Here is a 19,681-nt window from a genome sequence, read left to right on the forward strand (position 1 = left end):
GCTCCGGCGGCAAGGAATCATGTCGCGGAAGCGGTCCGTTTCTGCGCAGGCAGCGGAACAAAAATGTAGAAATCCGTCTGTATTTGCGAAAGAAAGAGGTTGCATAATGGCCGAGTTATATTATAATAAATAGGAAAGCCGGAATTGCCGGGCGGCGGCTGCCGCGCGGGGAAGATGGCATCAGCAGCAAGATTACATAGAAAACGAAAGCCGGGGAGTATGATGAGTTTGGAAAAAACTGCAGATGAATATCTGGCCGATATCCCCATGTGGACCAGAAAAAAGAATTCCCTGGAGGATATCAGGGCTTTTCTGGAGCGGATGGACAACCCCGACGAGAAGAGAAAGATCATTCATGTGGCCGGGACCAATGGAAAGGGTTCGGTCTGTGCATATATAACCTCCATGCTGATGGCAGGGGGATACCACACGGGGGCATTTATCTCGCCTCATCTGACCGATGTGCGGGAACGGTTCCTGTTCGACGGCGAACCGGTCGGGAAGGAACTGTTCGAGAACAGCTTCCGTGAGATCCGGGATTTATCGGAGCGTATGATGGGAGAGGGATACTGCCATCCGTCCTATTTTGAATTCCTGTTTTATATGGGGATAAAGCTGTTTGACCAGGCGGAGAGCGGCTTTACGGTTTTGGAGACGGGGCTTGGAGGAAGACTGGACACGACCAATGTGATCCGGCACCCGCTGGCCGTGGTTATCACTTCCATCAGTCTGGATCATACGCAGTATTTAGGCGATACCGTGGAAAAAATCGCTTACCAGAAGGCAGGAATCATTAAGCCGGGCGTTCCGGTCATATATGAGAGAGAGGACCCGCGGACAGCCGCTGTGATAGAAAAGGAAGCCGCTGCCAGCCACAGCGCGGTTTATCCGGTGGACAGGCAGGGCTATGTGATAGATGGCTGGGAGGAACACGGAATCCGGGCGCGGCTTGAGCGGCTTGACGGCAGTTACCTTCCTGTGCTGATTCCATCCCAGGCGGAATATCAGGTGATGAATGCGCTGGCTGCATTGAGGACAGTGGAAGTCCTTGCGCAGCAGAATGGTGATATCCAGTTATCGGAGGAAACGCTTAAGCGCGGACTGGAGACCATGAGATGGCCGGCGCGCATGGAAGAGGCAGCGCCGGGGCTTTACCTGGATGGAGCACATAATCCGGGCGGGATGGAAGCATTTATCAAGACAGCCGCACGTCTCTGCGAAACGGGCAGAAAGCGGGCCTTTCTTCTGTTTTCCTCGGTATCGGACAAAGCGCACGATACCATGATCCGTGAGATTGCGGCAGGCCTGCCGCTGGATGCAGTCGCCGTGGCTCATATCCAGTCGGACAGAGGGCTGGAGGCGGAAGTGCTGGAGGCGGAATTTAAGGCCGTTTCCGGATGCAGAATATATGGATTTGGTACGACAAAAGAGGCGCTTATGGCACTGCTCGCATGGCAGGATGAGGATCATCTGCTGTTTTGTGTGGGATCCCTGTACCTGATGGGAGAGATAAAGACAATTCTTGGAGGAATGAGCGATGATTGATTTTGAAACCGAGATAAACGATTACAGACCAAGTCTGGAAGTAGATGCCATAGAGGACGCGATCGTGAGAAGCGATCTGACGGATATGAACGATCTGATGATGGAACTGATAAAGGAAGTCGGTAAGGAATAGGCAGGTAAGATATGGATTATGTAAGAAAAACCCGTGTCATTGCCAACAGCTATTATAACATGGGATTGGAGCGGGCGCGGCTTCGGGACTTGTCCGGCGCGGCCGAATGTTTAAAAAAGAGCCTTCATTTTAACAAGTACCAGACGGATGCCAGGAACCTTCTGGGCCTCATTTATTATGAGGTCGGGGAGGTGGGGGATGCGCTGGTTCAGTGGGTCATCAGCATGAACTTGCAGCCCCAGGAGAACCGGGCGGACTACTATCTGGGTGAGATCCAGAGAAAAAAGGGAAGTCTGGATACGGAACGCCACATGATCCGGCGGTTTAACCAGGCTCTGGTCTACGCCCAGAACGGCAGTGAGGACTTAGCGATCCTTCAGCTGGTTAAGGTGGTGGAGGCGAAGCCGAATTATGTGAAGGCGCAGCTGCTTCTGGCCATTCTCTGTATTGCGAGGGAGGATTACCAGAAAGCGGGAAAGGCAGTCTATAAGGTGCTGCAGATAGACAGGAATCACCCGAAGGCGCTCTGGTATAAGTCGATCGTCAAGGCAAACACAGGCAGCCGCAGCGAACGGGAGCCTGAAAAGAGAAAGCTGAAAAACGTCCTGTCCCACCGCCAGATGGAGGATGACGATGTCATCATACCACCCAGCTACAGAGAGAACACGAAGGATATGGCGGTCATTAATATTCTTGCGGGCCTGCTTCTCGGGGCGGCCGTCATCTTTTTCCTGGTCATGCCCGCGAATACAAGGGCGATCAATGAAAAACACAACCAGGAGATGCTTAAGTACAGTGAGAGCTTAAGCCAGGCGAATCAGAAGGCGGACAGCTTAAGCGCGCAGATCGCCGGCCTGGAGGAAGATAAAAAAACGGCGGAAGAGTCCCTGTCTGCATTTACCAACGACTCGGACAGCGTACTGGCCCAATACCAGAACGTGATCGGAATTCTGCAGGCCTATAAGAAGGATGATTTCACCACGGCGGTCAAGCTTTACGCCGATTTGAAAACGGAACTCATCGCGTCGCCGGATGTACTGGCCATTGTCGGAGAGGTGAAGACCGATATGGAGGAGCGGGGATATCAGGTGCTGGAAAGCCTTGGAGACGAGGCTTCGGGCGCGGGAGACAGTCAGACGGCTCTGGATTACTACTTAAAGAGCCTGGCTGTGAAACCGGATTACTGGGCAGCCAAGTATAAGGCGGCCGTCATTTACAAGGGAATGAATCAGAAGGAACAGGCAAACGAGATGTTTACGGACATCATAAATAACAGCAAAGATGAAACATTAACTGCACAGGCCAGAACGGAACGGGGATTCTAGGCGGGCAGAAAAGGAAGACACGACAGAAGAGAAAAGAGCTCTTTTGCCGTGTCTTTTTTTGTCCCGCGAGAGGGATTCTTTTTGGAAAGGAGAACTATGAACAAGCCACTATTTACTTATGAGGCGGATGGTCACGTGCTGATCGTCCACCTGCCGGAGGAGCTGGACCACCACAACTGCACCGGCTTAAAATATGAAACGGATTTAATCCTTTCGGAAAATTATATCAACCGCATTGTGTTTGATTTTTCGGGGACACGGTTTATGGATTCCTCGGGGATTGGAGTTCTGTTGAACCGATACAAGCAGATGGCCCGGAGCGGAGGAAAGGTAACAATCTACGGAGCGGGAGCCCAGGTGCTCAGGATACTGAAAATGGGCGGCATATTAAAATTAATGAAATTATATGACTCAAAGGAAGACGCAGTCACAGGTTGAGGAGGAAAGCATGTTAGAAGAAAACAGACCAGAAGTTTTGAGAATGGAAATTGAGAGCCTGTCCCGGAACGAGGAGTTTGCAAGGGTTGTGGTATCCGTGTTCATGGCTCGGATGAACCCGACGCTGGAAGAACTGGACGATGTAAAGACCGCTGTATCGGAGGCCGTGACCAATGCGGTGATACACGGATATCAGGGAAATGGAGGAATCATCTATCTGGAGGTGAAGATTCTGGGACAGGAGCTGACCGTGACCGTGAAGGATACGGGTATCGGAATTCCCAACATCCCGCAGGCGATGGAACCGATGTTCACCACCGACCCGGAGGGAGAGAGGTCCGGCATGGGATTCTCCTTCATGGAGGCGTTTATGGATGAGGTGAGCGTGGAGTCAGAACCGGATAAGGGTACCGTTGTGACCATGAAAAAGAAGATTAACAGGTGAGTCCTATGGATGAGACCATGAGACTGATAGAAATGGCTCACGAAGGAGATAAAGAAGCACGCGACCGTCTGGTTACCGAGAATATGGGACTGATCTGGAGCATTGTGCGAAGATTTACAGGCCGGGGATATGACCCGGAGGACTTATTTCAGATTGGAAGCATCGGCCTCATGAAAGCCATCGACAAGTTCGACATGTCTTTCGACGTCAAGTTCTCCACCTATGCGGTCCCCATGATAACAGGAGAAATCAAGCGCTTTCTGAGGGATGACGGCATGATCAAGGTCAGCCGTTCGATCAAGGAGATGGGCACGCGTGTAAAATGTGTCAGAGAGGCGCTCGGCTTCACCCTTGGCCGGGAACCGACCATCGAGGAGATCGCCGGGGAGCTCGGAGCCAGCAAGGAGGAAGTGGCGGCTTCCATCGAGGCCGGAGCGGAGGTGGAATCCCTCTACCGGACGGTCAACAAAAATGATGAAAACAGCATTCTGCTCATCGACAAGATTGAGGAGGAAAGCTCCGCCCAGGAGGAACTGCTAAACCGGATGGTGCTGCGGGAACTGCTGACCGGACTCTCTGATAAAGACCGGGAAATCATAATCCGAAGATACTATTATAATGAAACCCAGAGCCAGATCGCTTCCCATCTGGGAATTTCGCAGGTCCAGGTTTCCAGGCTCGAAAAAAAGATTTTAAAGCAGATGCGCGAAAAATTATAGAATAAAATACTTCATACGGCTCATACTACTCATGAAAAGTGAAAGAAAAGGATGTGAGCACGTATGGAATCCATGAAACATAAGCTGGGAATTGCACTCCTTGTCGTATGCCTGATCGCGGTGGCTGCCTTTGTATGGTACTTCATTGCCGCGGTGCCGGATGGCGGCGAAATGGATGGAACGCTGGTAGAACTCATCCGGAAAGCGGGGCAGATAAGAATATGAGTAAGACTGTCTATTTAAACATCAGCCAGATAACTGAGGTCCATCACAAGGAGGTTCAGTTAAAGGATGTGGCGACGGTCTACTGCGATGATTCCGCCGTAACAAACAAATGCAATGCCCTGCGCATTAAAACGATTCATCTGGACAGAAATAAACGGTATGTGGAGAGCACGCTGGATGTGATTAAGAAGATCACGGAGATGGATCCGTCAATCACCGTCAACAATGTGGGTGAGGTGGATTTTATCATCGATTACCACCGGCCGAAGTCTCCAAACTGGGTGTGGGAATGGATCAAGACCATATTTGTCTGTATTATCTGTTTCTGCGGTGCGTCCTTTGCCATCATGACCTTTAACAATGATGGAGGGGTGAAGGATGTATTCGGCGAGATTTACCAGATCGTCATGGGGAAGGAATCAAGCGGCTTCACGATCCTTGAGGTGAGCTATTCCGCAGGACTGGCGCTGGGGATCATCGGTTTCTTCAATCATTTCGCTAAAATTAAAATTAATACGGATCCGACACCGCTGGAGGTGGAGATGCGCCTTTACGAAGACAGCATCAGCAAGACTCTGATCCAGAACGATGGAAGAAAGGAGCAGGACATTGACATTACTTAAAGGACTGTTCCTCATGTTTCTCGGTCTCAGTGCCGGCGGCATCATAGCGGCCGGCGTATTTGCATTTTTGGCTATCATCGGCGTCTTTCCGAGGCTGATCGGGAAGACCCGCACCAACAGGCATATTTTTCTGTATGAGACAGTGATTATTATAGGCGGTGTACTGGGAAATGTATCCGATCTCTATGAGTTTCCGCTGCTGATGGGGGGAAATATGGTGCTGGGGATATACGGTCTGGCGGTGGGAATCTTCGTTGGCTGTCTCGTCATGTCCCTGGCGGAGACACTGAAAGCGCTGCCGGTTATCAGCCGGCGGATTCATCTGGCCGTAGGTCTGCAGTACTTAATCCTTTCTATTGGCCTTGGGAAGCTGATCGGCTCCCTCGTATATTTCTCCGGAAATTTTGGAAAATAGGATAAGAACCGTCACAGAGCAGAAAACAGGAATCGGAGGTAAAATATGGAGATTAACAAGCAGGCATACGATGCCTATGTAAAAGAGGTGACACCGACCCATAACAAATGGCTGAGCCTCGTGAAAGCATTTTTGGTGGGAGGCGTAATCTGCACCATCGGGCAGCTGGTGAGCACCTGGTTTATGAACGGCGGGATGGACAAGGATACGGCGGCCTCCTGGACGCTGCTGGTCCTGATCGCAGGAAGCGTTATACTGACAGGACTGAACATTTACCCGAAGATCGTAAAATTCGGCGGCGCCGGCGCCCTCGTCCCGATCACGGGATTTGCCAACTCGGTGGTGGCTCCCGCTGTGGAATTCAAAGCGGAAGGCCAGGTATTCGGTATTGGCTGCAAGATATTCACCATTGCAGGCCCTGTGATCCTGTACGGAATACTGAGCAGCTGGATTCTCGGAATTCTCTATTGGATCGGCCGGTGGGCCGGTATATTTTAAGTAAGGAAGCGATAATGATTCGTGATCAGCACTCTCTGTCCCGGCGGTCCCGCCGGGGCATTTTTATTCAGGAGGGATGGCAGGCAGATGAATAGAAAAAACGGAAAATGGAGAAAGTAGCATAGTAGAGAGAAAAATACGGTGTTCAGAGAAATGGAGTGAGTGACAGAATGCAGGTAGGAAAAGCGAGTATTAAATTTGAGGAACCGCCGGTGATAGAAAGTATGGCTTCCATCGTCGGCAAGAAGGAGGGGGAAGGCCCCCTCGGAAAGCTGTTCGACGTGGTGGAGCAGGACGACATGTTTGGCGCGGACACCTGGGAGCAGGCGGAGAGCGCGCTGCAGAAGCAGACGGCAGACTTGGCCATTGAAAAGGGGGATATCCGGAAAAAGGATATCCGGTATCTGTTTGCAGGGGATTTGCTGGGACAGCTGATCGCCACCTCCTTCGGAACGGTGGATTTGGAGATTCCCCTGTTCGGGCTTTACGGAGCGTGTTCTACCATGGGGGAGGCCCTAAACTTAGGCGCAATGACTGTGGCCGCCGGATATGCGGACAAGATCATCGCAATGGCCTCCAGCCACTTTGCGACGGCGGAAAAGCAGTTCCGTTTTCCTCTGGCCTATGGGAACCAGCGGCCGTTTTCAGCTACATGGACGGTGACAGGCTGCGGAGCCGTTGTGGTATCGAAGCACAAGAACGAGGGCATAGCAGCCATTACAGGCATCACCACGGGCCGTATGGTAGATATGGGAAGTAAGGACTCCATGAACATGGGGGCAGCCATGGCGCCGGCGGCGTTCCATACCATCGAGCAGAACTTTGAAGACTTTGGAGTGGATGAATCGTACTATGACAAGATCATCACAGGTGATTTAGGAGAGATCGGACGCACCATTCTCCTTGATTTCATGAAGAACAAGGATCACAAGCTGGAGGAAATCCATACGGACTGCGGGATCGAGATCTATGACCAGGAGACACAGGACACCCATGCGGGCGGAAGCGGCTGCGGCTGTTCGGCGGCTACCCTGTGTTCCTACATTCTTCCAAAGATTAAAGATGGAACCTGGAAGCGGGTGCTGTTTGTACCCACGGGAGCGCTGCTTTCCACGGTCAGCTTTAACGAGGGACAGCCGATTCCCGGTATTGCGCACGCGGTGATGCTGGAGCATATCGGATAATCTGTATTTGGCCCCGGGCCAGGTTCTGGGAAGCTGTTTCCGGAAAGAAAGGAGAATGACAATGGAATTTGTAAAAGCATTTATCGTAGGCGGAGTGATCTGCGCCCTGGTTCAGATCCTCATGGACAACACGAAGCTGATGCCGGGCCGCATTATGGTACTTCTCGTAGTGAGCGGCACGATTCTCGGCGCTCTGGGCCTCTATCAGCCGTTTGCAGACTGGGCAGGCGCCGGAGCCACAGTACCTCTGCTCGGCTTCGGAAACACGCTCTGGAAGGGCGTGTGGAAGAGCATGGGAGAGGACGGACTTCTGGGTGTCTTTGAAGGCGGATTTACCGCCAGTGCAGTCGGGATCTCGGGAGCGCTGATCTTTGGATATCTGGGGTCGGTGATTTTTAAACCGAAGATGAAATAAGCGGCAGGAAATGACAGAAAAAAGAAAACACTGGAGAACAGCCGGTATCCGGACTGATCATCTCCAGTGCTTTTTTATGGGGTAAAACGGATTACTGTCCTCCCGGGCTCATCTGAACCGGAGATCCGGCTGTCGGTGCCGGACTGGTCTGCGTGTTAGGCGACACATAGCCGGGGCCGTAGGGCAGTGTTCCCGGAGCCACTGTCTCGGGCATTCCGGTATCATCCGAAGGCGGTATAATGACAGACGCCTCGGTGTGGATCGGGCAGTAGCCCGGCATTGCAAATACGGAATCATCCGTGGTCCCTTCTTCGCCGGCCGGCAGCGCCATGAATACGGCGGTCGTCCGTTCCGGACAGAATGGGGTTGGCAGACAATGGGATTCCGCACATACCGTGGCGCGTACGTGGTTGTTGCACACATCCGTGGGGACGGTTCCTTTGGCGAAATATTCCGTATATACGGCGTTGCCTCTCGGGTCGTTGGTGCAGACACCGGCGACGGGGAGTTTGCCGGACTTCCGGCAGATCTGCGCGGTCTCCACACTGTCCGGCACGGTAAAGCCCGGATCGGACATGCCCTCGTGCACACGGGTCATAATTTTTTTCCAGATAGCCTTGTGGAAGGAGGTTCCGCCGTTTTTCTTGGTCAGCTTCTGATTGTTGTCACAGCCGCCCCAGATGCCTGCGGTATAGTACGGAGTGTATCCGACGAACCAGATATCGTTGTTGGAGGTCGTCGTTCCGCTCTTGCCGGCATTGGACATGCCGGGAATATTGGCCGACGAGCTGGTGGAGCTGGGGCCGGCGCCCGGACGTGCAAACTTCCGGCTGCTTTCCATGGAATCGGCCATGGCATCCGTCAATAAGAACGCCGTGGAATCTTTGAGCACGCGGTGGGTCTCCGGCGTATTGTCGATCAGCACCTTGCCGTTGTGATCAATGATCTTTGTAAAGAAGACCGGCTTCGTATAGACGCCGCCGTTGGCGATGGTGGCGTAGGCCGCCGTCATCTCCAAGTTGGACACACCGTCGGTGATTCCGCCCAGGGCGAGAGCCGCGTTGTAGTCTGTATCGGTCAGCGATGTGATGCCGAAGTTCTTCGCGTATTCCACACCGAGCTGCGGTGTGACGGTCTCCATCAGACAGCGGACCGCAACGATGTTCATGGAATAGATAATACCGTCACGGATACTGGAATAACCCTGGTAGCCGGAGCTGTACCAGTTGGAGAAGGTCTTCTTGCCAACCGTGTAAACCGAGTCGTAATAGACGGTTCCAAGCGTCGCTCCGCACGTATCCATGGCTGGAGCAAACGCAGTCAGCACCTTGAAGGTGGAACCCGGCTGGCGCAGGGTGTTGCTGGCACGGTTTAGAGTGAGACTCGCGGTCTTTTCTCCGCGCCCTCCGGCGATGGCCTTTACCTGTCCCGTCTTCTGATCCATGATGACGAAGGAGGCCTGTGGCTGCAGCGTCTTGTGAAGGGATTCACCGATGATGGTGTCGCCTTCCTTTAGAAGACTGTTCTTATAGTTTTCGATGTCGGCCTGTATCTCTTCCTCACTGTCGTACAGACCGTCATAGCTGCTGTCCCCGTTGTCTCGGTGGTAGCGTTTTAAATTCTCTTCGGAGTAGTGGGTGGTAGAGCCGTCTGCCCCGGTGACGGAGAGCCTGTATTCGATGGAATAGCGGGCCGCCGAATAGTTGTCGGGATTGTTGATCTCCTCGTCTACGATGGACTGGATCGTGGGATCCTGCGTCGTGTAGATAGAGAGTCCGCCGGAGTACAGCATGTTGTGAGCCTGGGTATTGGTGTAGCCAAGCTTTTCCTTCATGGCATCCTGTACCTGTTCTACCAGCTCGTCCGTAAAATAGCTGTAAGGGGTGGAAGTCTCCTTGGTGACGATCTCCACGTCCTGAATTCTGGAATAGACGTCGTCCGCCAGCGCTTCCTCCTGTTCGTCCTTGGAGATGTACCCCTGATCGACCATGTACTGCAGGATGACCTTCTGCTTGTCAGAGTTGGCCTTCTGTCCGGTTACCGGATTGAACTTTGACGGGTTCTGGGTGATGCCTGCAAGTACGGCGCATTCTGACAGCGTTAAGTCGGAGACCTCTTTATTAAAATATCGTCTCGCCGCTACCTTGACGCCCAGGGAGTTCTTTCCCAGGTTGATTGTGTTTAAGTAGTTTGTTATGATCTGCTCTTTTGACATGGCACTGTCCAGTTTGACGGCCAGATACCATTCCTGCATCTTTCGTTCCAGCCGCTCCCCGAAGCTTTTTTCCATACCTCCGCCAAAAACGCTGTTTTTAATCAGCTGCTGGGTGATGGTGCTTCCGCCGCCGGCAGAAGAGTCGCCTGTCAGTACGCCTTTTACCGCACGCATGATGGAGCGCAGATCGATACCGTTGTGCTCCCAGAATCTTGCGTCTTCGTAGGCCACGAACGCATTGATTAAGTTCCCCGGCAGTTCGTCGTAGCTTGCCTCCTCACGGTTGGAACCGGCGGTGACGAGAGTCTCGGTCACATTGCCGGCACTGTCATACACCGTAGTGGCGTATTCGTTTGGAACAATGGTTGCGATATCGACGTCAGGAGCATTGTCTATGATTCCTTTAACCATGCCAAATCCGATACTCCCGGCAACTACCAGGCAGAACAGGCACAGCACGAACAGACTCTTTAAAAAGGCAAGAAAAACCCGGCTGGTGTATTTCTTCGCTTTTGAATTGACGGATTTGATCTTTTTTTCCGTCTCATGTTTGCCATAGTTCATAGGAAACCTCCTTTACCGAATCATTATACCACAAACACTAAATTCGTGAAAGACCTCATTAAGTGTTCATAGTGTACCAGAGAATGAAAATCGATTCAACACTTACCAGTTTTGGAAGAAATTGCAAAGATTATACGTGGAAGCGAAAAAAGAGCAGAGAAAACATGCTTGATTAAGTGAAGGATTTTTTCTATAATTATGCTTAATAAACATGCGAAACAGCAAAGGAAACGAGGAACCATATGAGAAAGCCTTACAAGATATTATACCAGGGCGGGACCGCCGAGATCACAGAGAAGAAGTCCAGATTCATCGCCTCCCTGCGGCCGGTTCAATCGGAGGAGGAGGCTCTTTTATTTCTGGAAGAGACGAGAAAGAAATACTGGGATGCGCGCCATAACTGCTATGCCTGGATCATTGGGGAAAACGGGGAGCAGAAACGGTGCAGTGATGACGGCGAGCCATCCCAGACAGCGGGCCGTCCCATGCTGGATGTGCTGGAAGGAGAAGGCATCTGTAACGCCTGTGCCATCGTCACACGCTATTTCGGAGGGACCCTGCTTGGCACAGGAGGACTGGTCCGGGCTTATTCCGGCGCCGTCCAGGCCGGGATTAAGAGCAGTACGGTGCTGGCCGTGATGCCTGCGGTACGGACTGCGGTGACTACGGATTATAACGGAGTCGGAAAGATCCAGTATCTGCTGGGGCAGAGAAATATTACCATCCTGGACAGCCAGTATTCAGACCAGGTGGTTCTCACCGTGCTGATACCGGAAGAGGGAAAAGAACGGCTTCTTAAGGAATTAACTGATTTAACGAATGGAAGGGCCGGCATCGAGGTACAGGATGAGGTGGCTTACGGCATTCTGGATAAGCGGGTCATACTAATTGACTAATAAAAATAGGAATAATTCGATAACACAAGAAATGCTATTATAAGTTACCATATAAATATGTATTTTCAGTAAATAATATAAAAATATGAAGATAATAATAGAATTTCAGAGGGGTAATCCATAAAAGTTATAAGAAACATAAAAATGTTACATTTCGTTTTGCACAGGATCTTTCTATAATTTTCTTATCTGATAAATAAAGGAGGGGCTTGTGTGAAACAAAAAAGTAAAAACAGATGGAAGCGGACGTTCAGCATGTGTCTGGCATTTCAGATGACAGTTACAACGCCGGCCGCAGGAGTGACACTGCCTGTGGGAGATCAGGGGTCAAAGATCAACACGGGACGGTATGCGGCGGTATTTGATCCGGCGTCAGGCGGCGGAAGCCTTGCGCTGTTTCAGGGCAGCAGCCCGGATCAGGCGTGGAACACCATGGATGAAGCGCTGATTCCTGGTACAACGATGTTGTGGGATGGCAGCAGCGGATTTGAGAAACTGCAGATTACACCGGAGACCGTGCTGAGCACAGGGTTAAGTACCGGTGCGGCAATGGGAATCCGGCTGGGCAATGAGGCGGAAGGTGTAAAATCCTGGTTCCTGTTTGAGGATGAGATCATCTGTGCCGGAGCCGGGGTAAAGGCGCACGATTCAGAAAACAAGAGACTCGTGACCGTTGTGGATACCATCCCGGTTACCGGAAAGACAAAGCTGGCGCTGACAAATCCCAGCAACGGATTCAGGAATGTGCGCAATGCCAGCGGGGAAGGCGGAGTGTGGGCGCCGCTGGTCAATACGGCGACCCAGGGGGTTCATACCCAGAGAAACTGGCTCAGTGCCGCCTCAGGAAACGGAGGGGCTAAGGACCTGGACTGGTCCTACATATTCGGCGACGGAGAAAGCGGATCTTATCTTACGAAAGAATCGGTTTATTACAGGCTGAATACGAAAGGAACAGATACGGCTCAGCTTGCCGAGCTGTTTCTGGCGCCGCAGGAGACGTACCAGTACGCGATGGTGGCCGGAAAGACTACGGATGATTATTCCAATACCAGCCTGTACCAGACAGATGCCAGACTCCTTGTAAATACGACTGCAGTCCAGGCAGCAGCCGATGTGGGAGAAGGGGTACTGGCTGTCACCAAGTGGGAACCGGGAACTCTCCGGCTGGATAATCAGGTGGTTCCCGTTACCATGGATTCACCGGGGGCTCTGGAATTGAAAAAAGATCCCTCTACAGGAAATATCGAGCTTACTGTGGCCAAGATTCCGTCTCAGACCGTGGGATCTGTAAAACTCGTTCTTGAAGCGGCAGGCAAACAGGTTCTGTCGGTTTCAAACCCGAAAGCACTGCAGGAAGCAGTCATGGGGGAGAGCGTAGCCCTTACGTTTGATACGGCCGCCATGGGAGGTGCTCCGGTTACTGTGGCGATTGAGGGAAAAGTTCCGGACGCTCTGACCGGGGACGAGATTACTCTTGTACGGGGACAGGATGGCCGGATTCAGGCGCCGGATTCCTTACACGGCCCGATTCGGTGGGAAGTGAAGATACCAAAGCCTGACGGGAGCTTCGTCCGCAATGCGGGGAGCAGTAAAATCAAGCGGGAATTAAAGGACGGAGAAACGGATGGAACCAGAAAAGCCGGTGACACCGACGGCAGCCATATCGCATCGATAAAAGGAACCGCAGATGGATACGGGATCATAACCGCGCGGGAAAAGGGAACCGTAAGCATCGTAGCTGCAGATGAAAGCGGGACGACTGCGACATGGCTTGTTACCGTTCTCTATGAAGACCCGGATCAGCTGCCTGCCGCGGACGCTTCTGATTTTGCGGCAATCCGCAGGCGCTGGAAGGAATCTATGATTGGAGACGACTTAACGGTCCTGGAAGGCGGCAGGGAGATTCTTCAAAAGATTGATGAGCAGGCGGAAACTGCCTGGGAAGCGTATGCGTACAAGGGGCAGGAGTCCTGCCCGGGCATTCCATGGCCGGCGGATGAAGGCGCGGCTGGAAATGCAGAGATACCGTATGAGGATGATGCAGTGGAGTTCCGGCCGGCATTTAAAAAGCTCCTGGCGATGGCCAGCGCTTACGCGGCAAAGGGAAGCCGGTATTACCAGGATCCTGTGATGCTGAGCGATATGAAGAATATTCTGGACTGGCTCTGTTCCACCTGCTATACGCCAAAGACACAGACAGATAACTGGTGGACCTGGGAAATTGGTCTGCCGAAGGACTTAATCCCGGCCCTGGTGCTTTTATATGACGATCTCACGCCGGAAGAGACTGCGCTCTATACGGAGGCACTCTATTTCTTTCAGCCGGATCCTTATCACGAGGGGATCATCGGAACCGGAAGCACCCATGCACAGGGATACAGGACGGCGCAGGGAGCCAATATCATCGACTGCTCCAGGACCGCTCTGGGACTGGGGATATTAAGGGAGGACAATGAACTGGTTTACCTGGCGTCAAAAGCCTCTGCGGAAACGTTTGTTATCCAGTCGGTGGAAGACAGCACAAAGATTGCGGATCAGGGCTACACCAGCGGATTCTACGCAGACGGCTCCTACCTCGATCATTCCCATGTGCCGTATCTCGGTTCCTACGGGATCGAGTTCCTGAAGGGCGGTGTGGGACTGCCGCCTCTGCTTGCGAAAACACCGTGGGATTATCCGCGGGAGGTACAGGAAAATCTGGAGTTTTACCTGAAGGAAGGCTTTCTAAACGGGATGTATAACGGGCTGATGTTAGACGGACTGAAGGGACGTTCCGTATCCAGACCGGGAGCAGGCAACCGGGCTTCAGGCAGGGAGGCCATGACCCTGATGATACAGCTTATGAATTCCGTTTCTTCTGATGTGGAAGAGGAGCTGAAGAGTGCTTTAAAGGCATGGATTGAACTTGATCCGGGCTTTCTGGACTCTCTTACCGGTGCAGAAAATATGGCGGTAAAAGAGAAGGCCATGGAAATCAGGGACGATGATTCTATCGCAGGCGGCGTACAGCCGGTTCATAAGAATTTTCCGCTTATGGACCGTGCGATTCACAGAACGGAAGACTTCCAGCTGGCGCTGTCCATGTACTCCGAGCGTATTCAGAATACGGAGATCATGAATCACGAGAACCGTTACGGCTGGCATCAGGGAAGCGGTATGACCTATTTGTATAACAGCGACATCCTGCAGTATACGGAGAATTTCTGGAATACGGTGAATCCGCTGCGGCTGGCAGGTACGACGGTCGTTTCCAAGGATATCGGCACGGGACAGCCTGACAGCTCAGGATTTGCCCAGGGAGGAGATTTCCGGTCGAGAGAATCCTGGGTAGGCGGAAGTGTCATCGGCAATAACGGAATCAACGGCATGTCCATGACCGGCGAGGTACGGGTCAAGGAAGGGGAGGGATCGCCTTCGGTACCGTATTCCCCTGAATTTTCGGCCAGGAAGTCCTGGTTTATGTTTGACGGACAGATCGTGTGTCTGGGTGCCGGAATCACCAATTCCGGAGAGTCCAGCCCGGTGGAGAGTATTATCGAAAACCGCAGGCTCAGAGCGGAGGCGGACAATGTGCTGACTGTAAACGGTGAGGCAGAAGCACTGCCGGTTCAGGAGGCCGGTCTGGAGGACATCGTATCAGGCAGCGCCGATGTATCCGGAACCAGCATTCCCAATGTGTCCTGGGCCCACCTGGAAGGCAACGTGGAAGGCAGTGACATCGGTTACTATTTCCCGGGAGGAGATCAGACCATTTCTGTCAGAAAAGGAAAAAATGCGGGAGACTGGTCGCTGATCGGCACGTCGGAGGGCGCCGCTTCGGAAACTTACCTGGAGATGTGGTTTGACCATGGGGCAAACCCGAAAAATGATACGTATGAATACGTGCTTTTACCGGGGCTTAGCGCCGGGGAGACAGAAAGCTATTCAAAGGAGCCGGGGATCACAGTTCTGGCTAACACGCCTTTCGTTCAGGCGGTATCCACGGCGGATGGCCTTTTGACCGGGGCCAACTTCTGGACGGATCAACCTGCACAGCTGGGAGCGCTGTCTGTAAACAGGGCGGCGTCTGTCATGACAGAAGAGAGTGATGACGGTATTCTGACAGTGGCTGTTTCCGATCCGACCATGAAGAATACAGGATCCATAACGGTGGATATAGAACGGCCGGCGGAAGAGGTTGTGAGTCACGACGAGAACGTGGATGTGCTGCTGACGGACAATGGAGTGAGACTGGTGGTTCATACAAAGGGAACCAATGGAGGCAGCTCCTGTGCGTCTGTGAGAGTGACTTCTCCGGTAACGCCTCCCACGGCAGAACGGGTGGTGAAGCTGATTACTCTGGCCGCAGAAGCTGCAGAAGCCGCAGGTGATTACGGAGAGGAAGAAGTGATCAAAGCGGTGAAGGAAGCGCTTGCCGCGGTCTGGGAGGTATCGAATGAAGAGCTGGCAGAGTACTGCATGGATGAACTGCTGGTTCTGGAAGAACTGTACAGAGGCGTTATGTCTGCCGGCGGGATTCACGCAGAAGTCCGGATCGAAACTCCGGGACAGATGGATGCAGAGGTGACGGCGGCAGGTGCTCTGCTCAATATCCCGTGGCCGGAGAGTCTGATTCCAGCTACACCGTCCCAGGCGGTGAAGGCAACGTCTTCCAATGCCGGTTACGAAGCGCCGGGAACCGTGAAGCCTTCTGTGGCGAGCCCTTCCACGGCGACACCATCTTCTGCGAAACGGGAGACGGCAAAACGGGAAAATGTGAACCAGGTGACTGAGAGTCCGGAGGCAGCAAAGCATGCCGAAATACGCTCTGTCATTATAAAGGTAACAGAAAGCGGAGATCCGGAAAGGCTGGAGGGAGACTGGAAGCGGTCCTGTAAGTTCCAGCTTTATCTGGAAGATGAAAACGGAGTGAGAAGCGGCCCGGCCGTCTGGAGAGCGCCTTTGAAGGCAGGGATGAAATTTGGCGGAGACCAGGTGCAGACCGATACGATTCGTGCACTGTTAAAAACGGGAAGCGGAGAACTTAAGCCGCTGCCGCTCAGCCGGGACGAAGGCGTGATATCTTTTATTCTCCCGGAAAGTGCAGATGTATATCTGACCGGTAATAAGACTCCCGATGCAGAAGAAATTTTCCATGTGTCAATCGAGGAAGGATTAACAGGCGGCGTGATTACCGCATCACCCCTAAGCGGTAAAAAGGGAACAAGAGTAACCGTGAAGGCAGTTCCTGACAGCGGCTTCCGGCTGGTCAGCCTGTCGGCCAACGGAAAAACACTTACCGCCGACGGGGAAGGCCGCAGTTCCTTTGTGCTCCGGGAAGATACACATCTGACAGGCGTATTTAAACGGATCAGCGGCGGCGGAAGCACCGGTTCCGGTACAGGATCGTCTTCTGCGGTCCGCAGTGGCTGGAAGAAATCCGGTGAGGTGTGGTACTATTATGATGCCGGCGGAAGCATGGTGACAGGCTGGCTTCTGGACAATGGAAAATGGTACTGGCTGGCCGCCGACGGCGCTATGAAGACAGGCTGGCTCTTTAACGAGACTGACGGCTTCTGGTACTATCTGAATGCGGATGGTTCCATGGCAGAAGGCTGGAATCTGATTCACGACAACTGGTATTATTTTGCGCCTCAGACGGAGGGGAGTCCGGGCTGGAAGCAGATAAATAACCGCTGGGTTTATGAAAAACCGGAGACGGTTTCCCGTCCTCACGGTGCCATGTACAGCGGCTGCACAACGCCGGATGGATATTCCGTTGATGAGAACGGAGCAAGGAAGTAAGCATTACCATTTTTACACGCAGAGATTTCCGAATTGCTGGAAATCTCTGCTTTTTATTTACCGGAGCGTGAGCCGGTTAAGAAAATATTTATTTTTCTTCCCTGTTTTTTAGACAAAATCTGCGTCCGGCATTAAGATTCCTCCTTTATGATTCTCTCATCAAGGAGGTCTTTTTTATGGATATACAGGCACTGACACAGTATTTTCTGCAGTATGGAGCAGTTTTTATATTTGTAATTGTTTTGCTGGAATATTTGAATCTGCCGGGATTCCCGGCCGGGGTTATCATGCCGTTAGCAGGGATCTGGGCGGCAAAAGGGCAGATCGGACTGGGCATGGCCCTGCTCTTAGCGCTGGCTGCGGGAATGCTGGGAAGCTGGATTTTGTACGGGCTGGGAAGGCTGGGCGGCCATATGCTGCTGGAGAAGTATTTAAAGAAGTTTCCCGCCCAGCGCCCGGTCATAGAGAAGAATTTTGCCATGCTGGAACGGCGCGGAGCTGTCGGAATCTTTGTCAGCAAGCTGATTCCCATGGTCAGAACTGTAATATCTATTCCGGCTGGTGTGATCCGCATGAATTTTATCAAATACAGCGTAAGCTCGGCACTTGGCATTTTTGTATGGAACTTTTTCCTGATAGGGGCCGGTTACTGGCTCGGTGACAGGGCCATCAGTCTGTTTTCTTAAAAGGAGGAACAAATGAAGATTGCAATGTTAACGAATAACTACAAACCATTCATCGGCGGCGTTCCGATTTCCATCGAGCGCCTGGCAGAAGGGCTGCGGAATCTGGGGCACCAGGTGACGGTGTTTGCACCGGAAGGGGCAGGCTGTAAGGAGGAACCGGGTGTTGTGAGATACCGGGTTCTCTATGAACAGCGGGATAAAGGGCTGGTGATCGGAAACTTTATCGATAAGCGGATTGAGAAAGAGTTCCGCGACGGACAGTTTGACGTAATCCATGTGCATCACCCGGTCGTGATAGGATTTACCGCCGTCTATTTAAGTAAAAAATACGGAATTCCGCTGGCATATACGTATCATACCCGTTACGAAGAATATCTTCATTATTTTAAACTGTATGAACGGATGACAGCGGGGCGGGAGCCTGTGAGAAACGCAGCGCGCTTTAGCAGGGAAGTGCTCGTACCGAAGTATCTGACCGCATTTGCGGATCAGTGTGATACGGTATTTGTACCGACCGCGTCCATGAAGGAATGTCTGGTGGAGCAGGGAGTCGCGGCTCCGATGGAAGTCCTTCCCACAGGAATCAGCACAGCTGCTTTTAAACGAGATCCTGACCGCGAGAAAGAGATCCGTTCCCGGTATCTGGACGGAGAAAAATGGCTGTTTGCTACGACTGCACGCCTGGAAAAGGAGAAAAATCTCGATTTCCTGCTGCGGGGAGCCGCCTGTCTCAGGAACATGGTGGGGGACAGCTTCCGAATTCTTGTAATCGGGGAGGGAACCAGGAAAGAGTCGCTTAAAAATATGGCGGAGGAGCTGGGGATCGGACGTCAGATCGTATTTGCCGGCCGGGTTCCCAATACCGAAGTATCCCATTATCTCCATGCGGCCGACGGTTTTTTATTTGCCTCAAAATCGGAGACACAGGGAATTGTCCTTTTGGAAGCCATGGCAGCGGGCTGTCCCGTAGTCGCAGTGCGCGCCAGCGGAGTCGTCGACGTTGTCAGACAGGAAAAGAACGGCTTCATGACAGAAGAGAACGAAGAAGCGTGGGCATCTGCCGCCGCACGGCTTATGACAGATCCGCAGCTGTACCGGAAATTATCGGCGGGAGCCGTGGAAACTGCTTCCTTATATAAAGAGGAGGCGGTGGCGAAGGAAGCGGAAAAACAGTACCGGAAAATGATCGGGAGGAGGGGCTGTCCGGATGAGGAATCCAGTGGTCAAAGCCGGTTTATGCCGACTTTCCTACGGCTATTTACGATTGCTTGACAAAACGGTGCGCCTGAAGACCGAATTTCCGGCGGAAATGGACCGGGCCGGTTATTCCAGAGCCTTCTCCATAAAAAACGATGGGACCACTATAAAATTCCCCTGCCGCTTACAACGATTACAGTGACTGCGGAGAAATTCGGAATCGTAGACCGAAAGGGCGGAGAAGGCAAAAAACTGAAAAACACCTTGCAATCTGGTATATAGGGTGCTATACTAATTTATTGTGAAGAGTGTAAATGAAACTAAGGACAGTATAGAGTCCTTAGTTTTTTATTGAGTTTTTATCCAAAGGAAAG

17 protein-coding genes are annotated in these 19,681 nt (G+C 52.3%); 16 read left to right on the forward strand and 1 reads right to left on the reverse strand.

Translation table 11 applies throughout. From position 1 onward, the window contains the following. Positions 1 to 222: 222 nt before the first annotated feature. The 12 genes from NE473_RS09085 (at position 223) to spoVAE (ending at position 7,965) form a co-directional block, all read left to right on the forward strand. Positions 223 to 1,545, forward strand: a complete 1,323-nt coding sequence (locus NE473_RS09085; RefSeq protein WP_055651354.1) for a bifunctional folylpolyglutamate synthase/dihydrofolate synthase — start codon at positions 223 to 225, stop codon at positions 1,543 to 1,545. Beyond that, a complete protein-coding gene (locus tag NE473_RS09090; protein ID WP_002600329.1) occupies positions 1,538 to 1,678 on the forward strand; it encodes a hypothetical protein in 141 nt (46 codons plus the stop codon). The genes NE473_RS09085 and NE473_RS09090 overlap by 8 nt, the downstream gene beginning before the upstream one ends. An 11-nt stretch (positions 1,679 to 1,689) precedes the next feature. Beyond that, a complete protein-coding gene (locus NE473_RS09095) occupies positions 1,690 to 3,003 on the forward strand; it encodes a tetratricopeptide repeat protein (protein ID WP_006772130.1) in 1,314 nt (437 codons plus the stop codon). Between the two features lie 96 nt (positions 3,004 to 3,099). Beyond that, entirely contained in the window at positions 3,100 to 3,441 is a 342-nt protein-coding gene (locus tag NE473_RS09100) for an STAS domain-containing protein (protein ID WP_006772129.1), read from the forward strand. Between the two features lie 10 nt (positions 3,442 to 3,451). Next, entirely contained in the window at positions 3,452 to 3,886 is a 435-nt protein-coding gene (spoIIAB, locus tag NE473_RS09105; protein WP_022033271.1) for an anti-sigma F factor, read from the forward strand. Between the two features lie 5 nt (positions 3,887 to 3,891). Beyond that, positions 3,892 to 4,605 carry an RNA polymerase sporulation sigma factor SigF gene (gene sigF, locus NE473_RS09110; RefSeq protein WP_006772127.1) on the forward strand — a complete coding sequence of 238 codons (714 nt, stop codon included), beginning with the start codon at positions 3,892 to 3,894 and terminating at the stop codon, positions 4,603 to 4,605. 63 nt (positions 4,606 to 4,668) lie between these two features. Then, on the forward strand, positions 4,669 to 4,830 hold the full coding sequence (locus tag NE473_RS09115; RefSeq protein WP_006772126.1) for a hypothetical protein: 162 nt from the start codon (positions 4,669 to 4,671) through the stop codon (positions 4,828 to 4,830). Next, positions 4,827 to 5,453 carry a stage V sporulation protein AA gene (locus NE473_RS09120; protein WP_055651319.1) on the forward strand — a complete coding sequence of 209 codons (627 nt, stop codon included), beginning with the start codon at positions 4,827 to 4,829 and terminating at the stop codon, positions 5,451 to 5,453. Before NE473_RS09115 ends, NE473_RS09120 begins: the two co-directional genes overlap by 4 nt. Continuing rightward, the gene (locus NE473_RS09125; protein ID WP_039891008.1) at positions 5,440 to 5,868 is read left to right on the forward strand and encodes a stage V sporulation protein AB; all 429 of its coding nucleotides are present in this window, start codon (positions 5,440 to 5,442) and stop codon (positions 5,866 to 5,868) included. The genes NE473_RS09120 and NE473_RS09125 overlap by 14 nt, the downstream gene beginning before the upstream one ends. A gap of 45 nt (positions 5,869 to 5,913) precedes the next feature. Next, positions 5,914 to 6,366: a SpoVA/SpoVAEb family sporulation membrane protein gene (locus tag NE473_RS09130; RefSeq protein ID WP_055651318.1), complete on the forward strand. Its 453-nt coding sequence runs from the start codon at positions 5,914 to 5,916 to the stop codon at positions 6,364 to 6,366. A gap of 170 nt (positions 6,367 to 6,536) precedes the next feature. Next, entirely contained in the window at positions 6,537 to 7,550 is a 1,014-nt protein-coding gene (gene spoVAD / locus NE473_RS09135) for a stage V sporulation protein AD (protein ID WP_006772121.1), read from the forward strand. Positions 7,551 to 7,611: 61 nt separating this feature from the next. Then, a complete protein-coding gene (gene spoVAE / locus NE473_RS09140; protein ID WP_022033273.1) occupies positions 7,612 to 7,965 on the forward strand; it encodes a stage V sporulation protein AE in 354 nt (117 codons plus the stop codon). A gap of 91 nt (positions 7,966 to 8,056) precedes the next feature. Here spoVAE and NE473_RS09145 read toward each other — a convergent pair whose 3' ends face one another. Then, a complete protein-coding gene (locus NE473_RS09145; RefSeq protein ID WP_055651317.1) occupies positions 8,057 to 10,744 on the reverse strand; it encodes a transglycosylase domain-containing protein in 2,688 nt (895 codons plus the stop codon). 242 nt (positions 10,745 to 10,986) lie between these two features. Here NE473_RS09145 and NE473_RS09150 point away from each other — a divergent pair, with 242 nt between their 5' ends. The 4 genes from NE473_RS09150 (at position 10,987) to NE473_RS09165 (ending at position 19,382) form a co-directional block, all read left to right on the forward strand. After that, on the forward strand, positions 10,987 to 11,640 hold the full coding sequence (locus NE473_RS09150; protein ID WP_006772117.1) for a YigZ family protein: 654 nt from the start codon (positions 10,987 to 10,989) through the stop codon (positions 11,638 to 11,640). 213 nt (positions 11,641 to 11,853) lie between these two features. Continuing rightward, a complete protein-coding gene (locus NE473_RS09155; RefSeq protein ID WP_242866198.1) occupies positions 11,854 to 17,424 on the forward strand; it encodes a polysaccharide lyase family 8 super-sandwich domain-containing protein in 5,571 nt (1,856 codons plus the stop codon). A 176-nt stretch (positions 17,425 to 17,600) separates the two neighbouring features. Next, positions 17,601 to 18,110 (forward strand): DedA family protein, encoded by a 510-nt coding sequence (locus NE473_RS09160; protein WP_022033277.1) that lies wholly within the window; start codon positions 17,601 to 17,603, stop codon positions 18,108 to 18,110. Between the two features lie 12 nt (positions 18,111 to 18,122). Next, a complete protein-coding gene (locus NE473_RS09165; protein WP_055651316.1) occupies positions 18,123 to 19,382 on the forward strand; it encodes a glycosyltransferase in 1,260 nt (419 codons plus the stop codon). Positions 19,383 to 19,681 lie beyond the last annotated feature (299 nt).

The sequence above is a fragment of the Hungatella sp. SL.1.14 genome (assembly GCF_024460495.1).
GTDB classification, from domain to species: Bacteria; Bacillota; Clostridia; order Lachnospirales; family Lachnospiraceae; genus Hungatella; species Hungatella hathewayi.

Bases quoted from the DNA above. Each gene is read 5' to 3' on its own strand.
- NE473_RS09165 (WP_055651316.1), top strand. From the start codon at position 18,123: ATGAAGATTGCAATGTTAACGAATAACTACAAACCATTCATCGGCGGC.
- spoVAE (WP_022033273.1), top strand. From the start codon at position 7,612: ATGGAATTTGTAAAAGCATTTATCGTAGGCGGAGTGATCTGCGCCCTG.
- NE473_RS09100 (WP_006772129.1), top strand. From the start codon at position 3,100: ATGAACAAGCCACTATTTACTTATGAGGCGGATGGTCACGTGCTGATC.
- NE473_RS09160 (WP_022033277.1), top strand. From the start codon at position 17,601: ATGGATATACAGGCACTGACACAGTATTTTCTGCAGTATGGAGCAGTT.
- NE473_RS09095 (WP_006772130.1), top strand. From the start codon at position 1,690: ATGGATTATGTAAGAAAAACCCGTGTCATTGCCAACAGCTATTATAAC.
- NE473_RS09115 (WP_006772126.1), top strand. From the start codon at position 4,669: ATGGAATCCATGAAACATAAGCTGGGAATTGCACTCCTTGTCGTATGC.
- NE473_RS09120 (WP_055651319.1), top strand. From the start codon at position 4,827: ATGAGTAAGACTGTCTATTTAAACATCAGCCAGATAACTGAGGTCCAT.
- spoVAD (WP_006772121.1), top strand. From the start codon at position 6,537: ATGCAGGTAGGAAAAGCGAGTATTAAATTTGAGGAACCGCCGGTGATA.
- NE473_RS09085 (WP_055651354.1), top strand. From the start codon at position 223: ATGAGTTTGGAAAAAACTGCAGATGAATATCTGGCCGATATCCCCATG.
- spoIIAB (WP_022033271.1), top strand. From the start codon at position 3,452: ATGTTAGAAGAAAACAGACCAGAAGTTTTGAGAATGGAAATTGAGAGC.
- NE473_RS09090 (WP_002600329.1), top strand. From the start codon at position 1,538: ATGATTGATTTTGAAACCGAGATAAACGATTACAGACCAAGTCTGGAA.
- sigF (WP_006772127.1), top strand. From the start codon at position 3,892: ATGGATGAGACCATGAGACTGATAGAAATGGCTCACGAAGGAGATAAA.
- NE473_RS09130 (WP_055651318.1), top strand. From the start codon at position 5,914: ATGGAGATTAACAAGCAGGCATACGATGCCTATGTAAAAGAGGTGACA.
- NE473_RS09145 (WP_055651317.1), bottom strand. From the start codon at position 10,744: ATGAACTATGGCAAACATGAGACGGAAAAAAAGATCAAATCCGTCAAT.
- NE473_RS09150 (WP_006772117.1), top strand. From the start codon at position 10,987: ATGAGAAAGCCTTACAAGATATTATACCAGGGCGGGACCGCCGAGATC.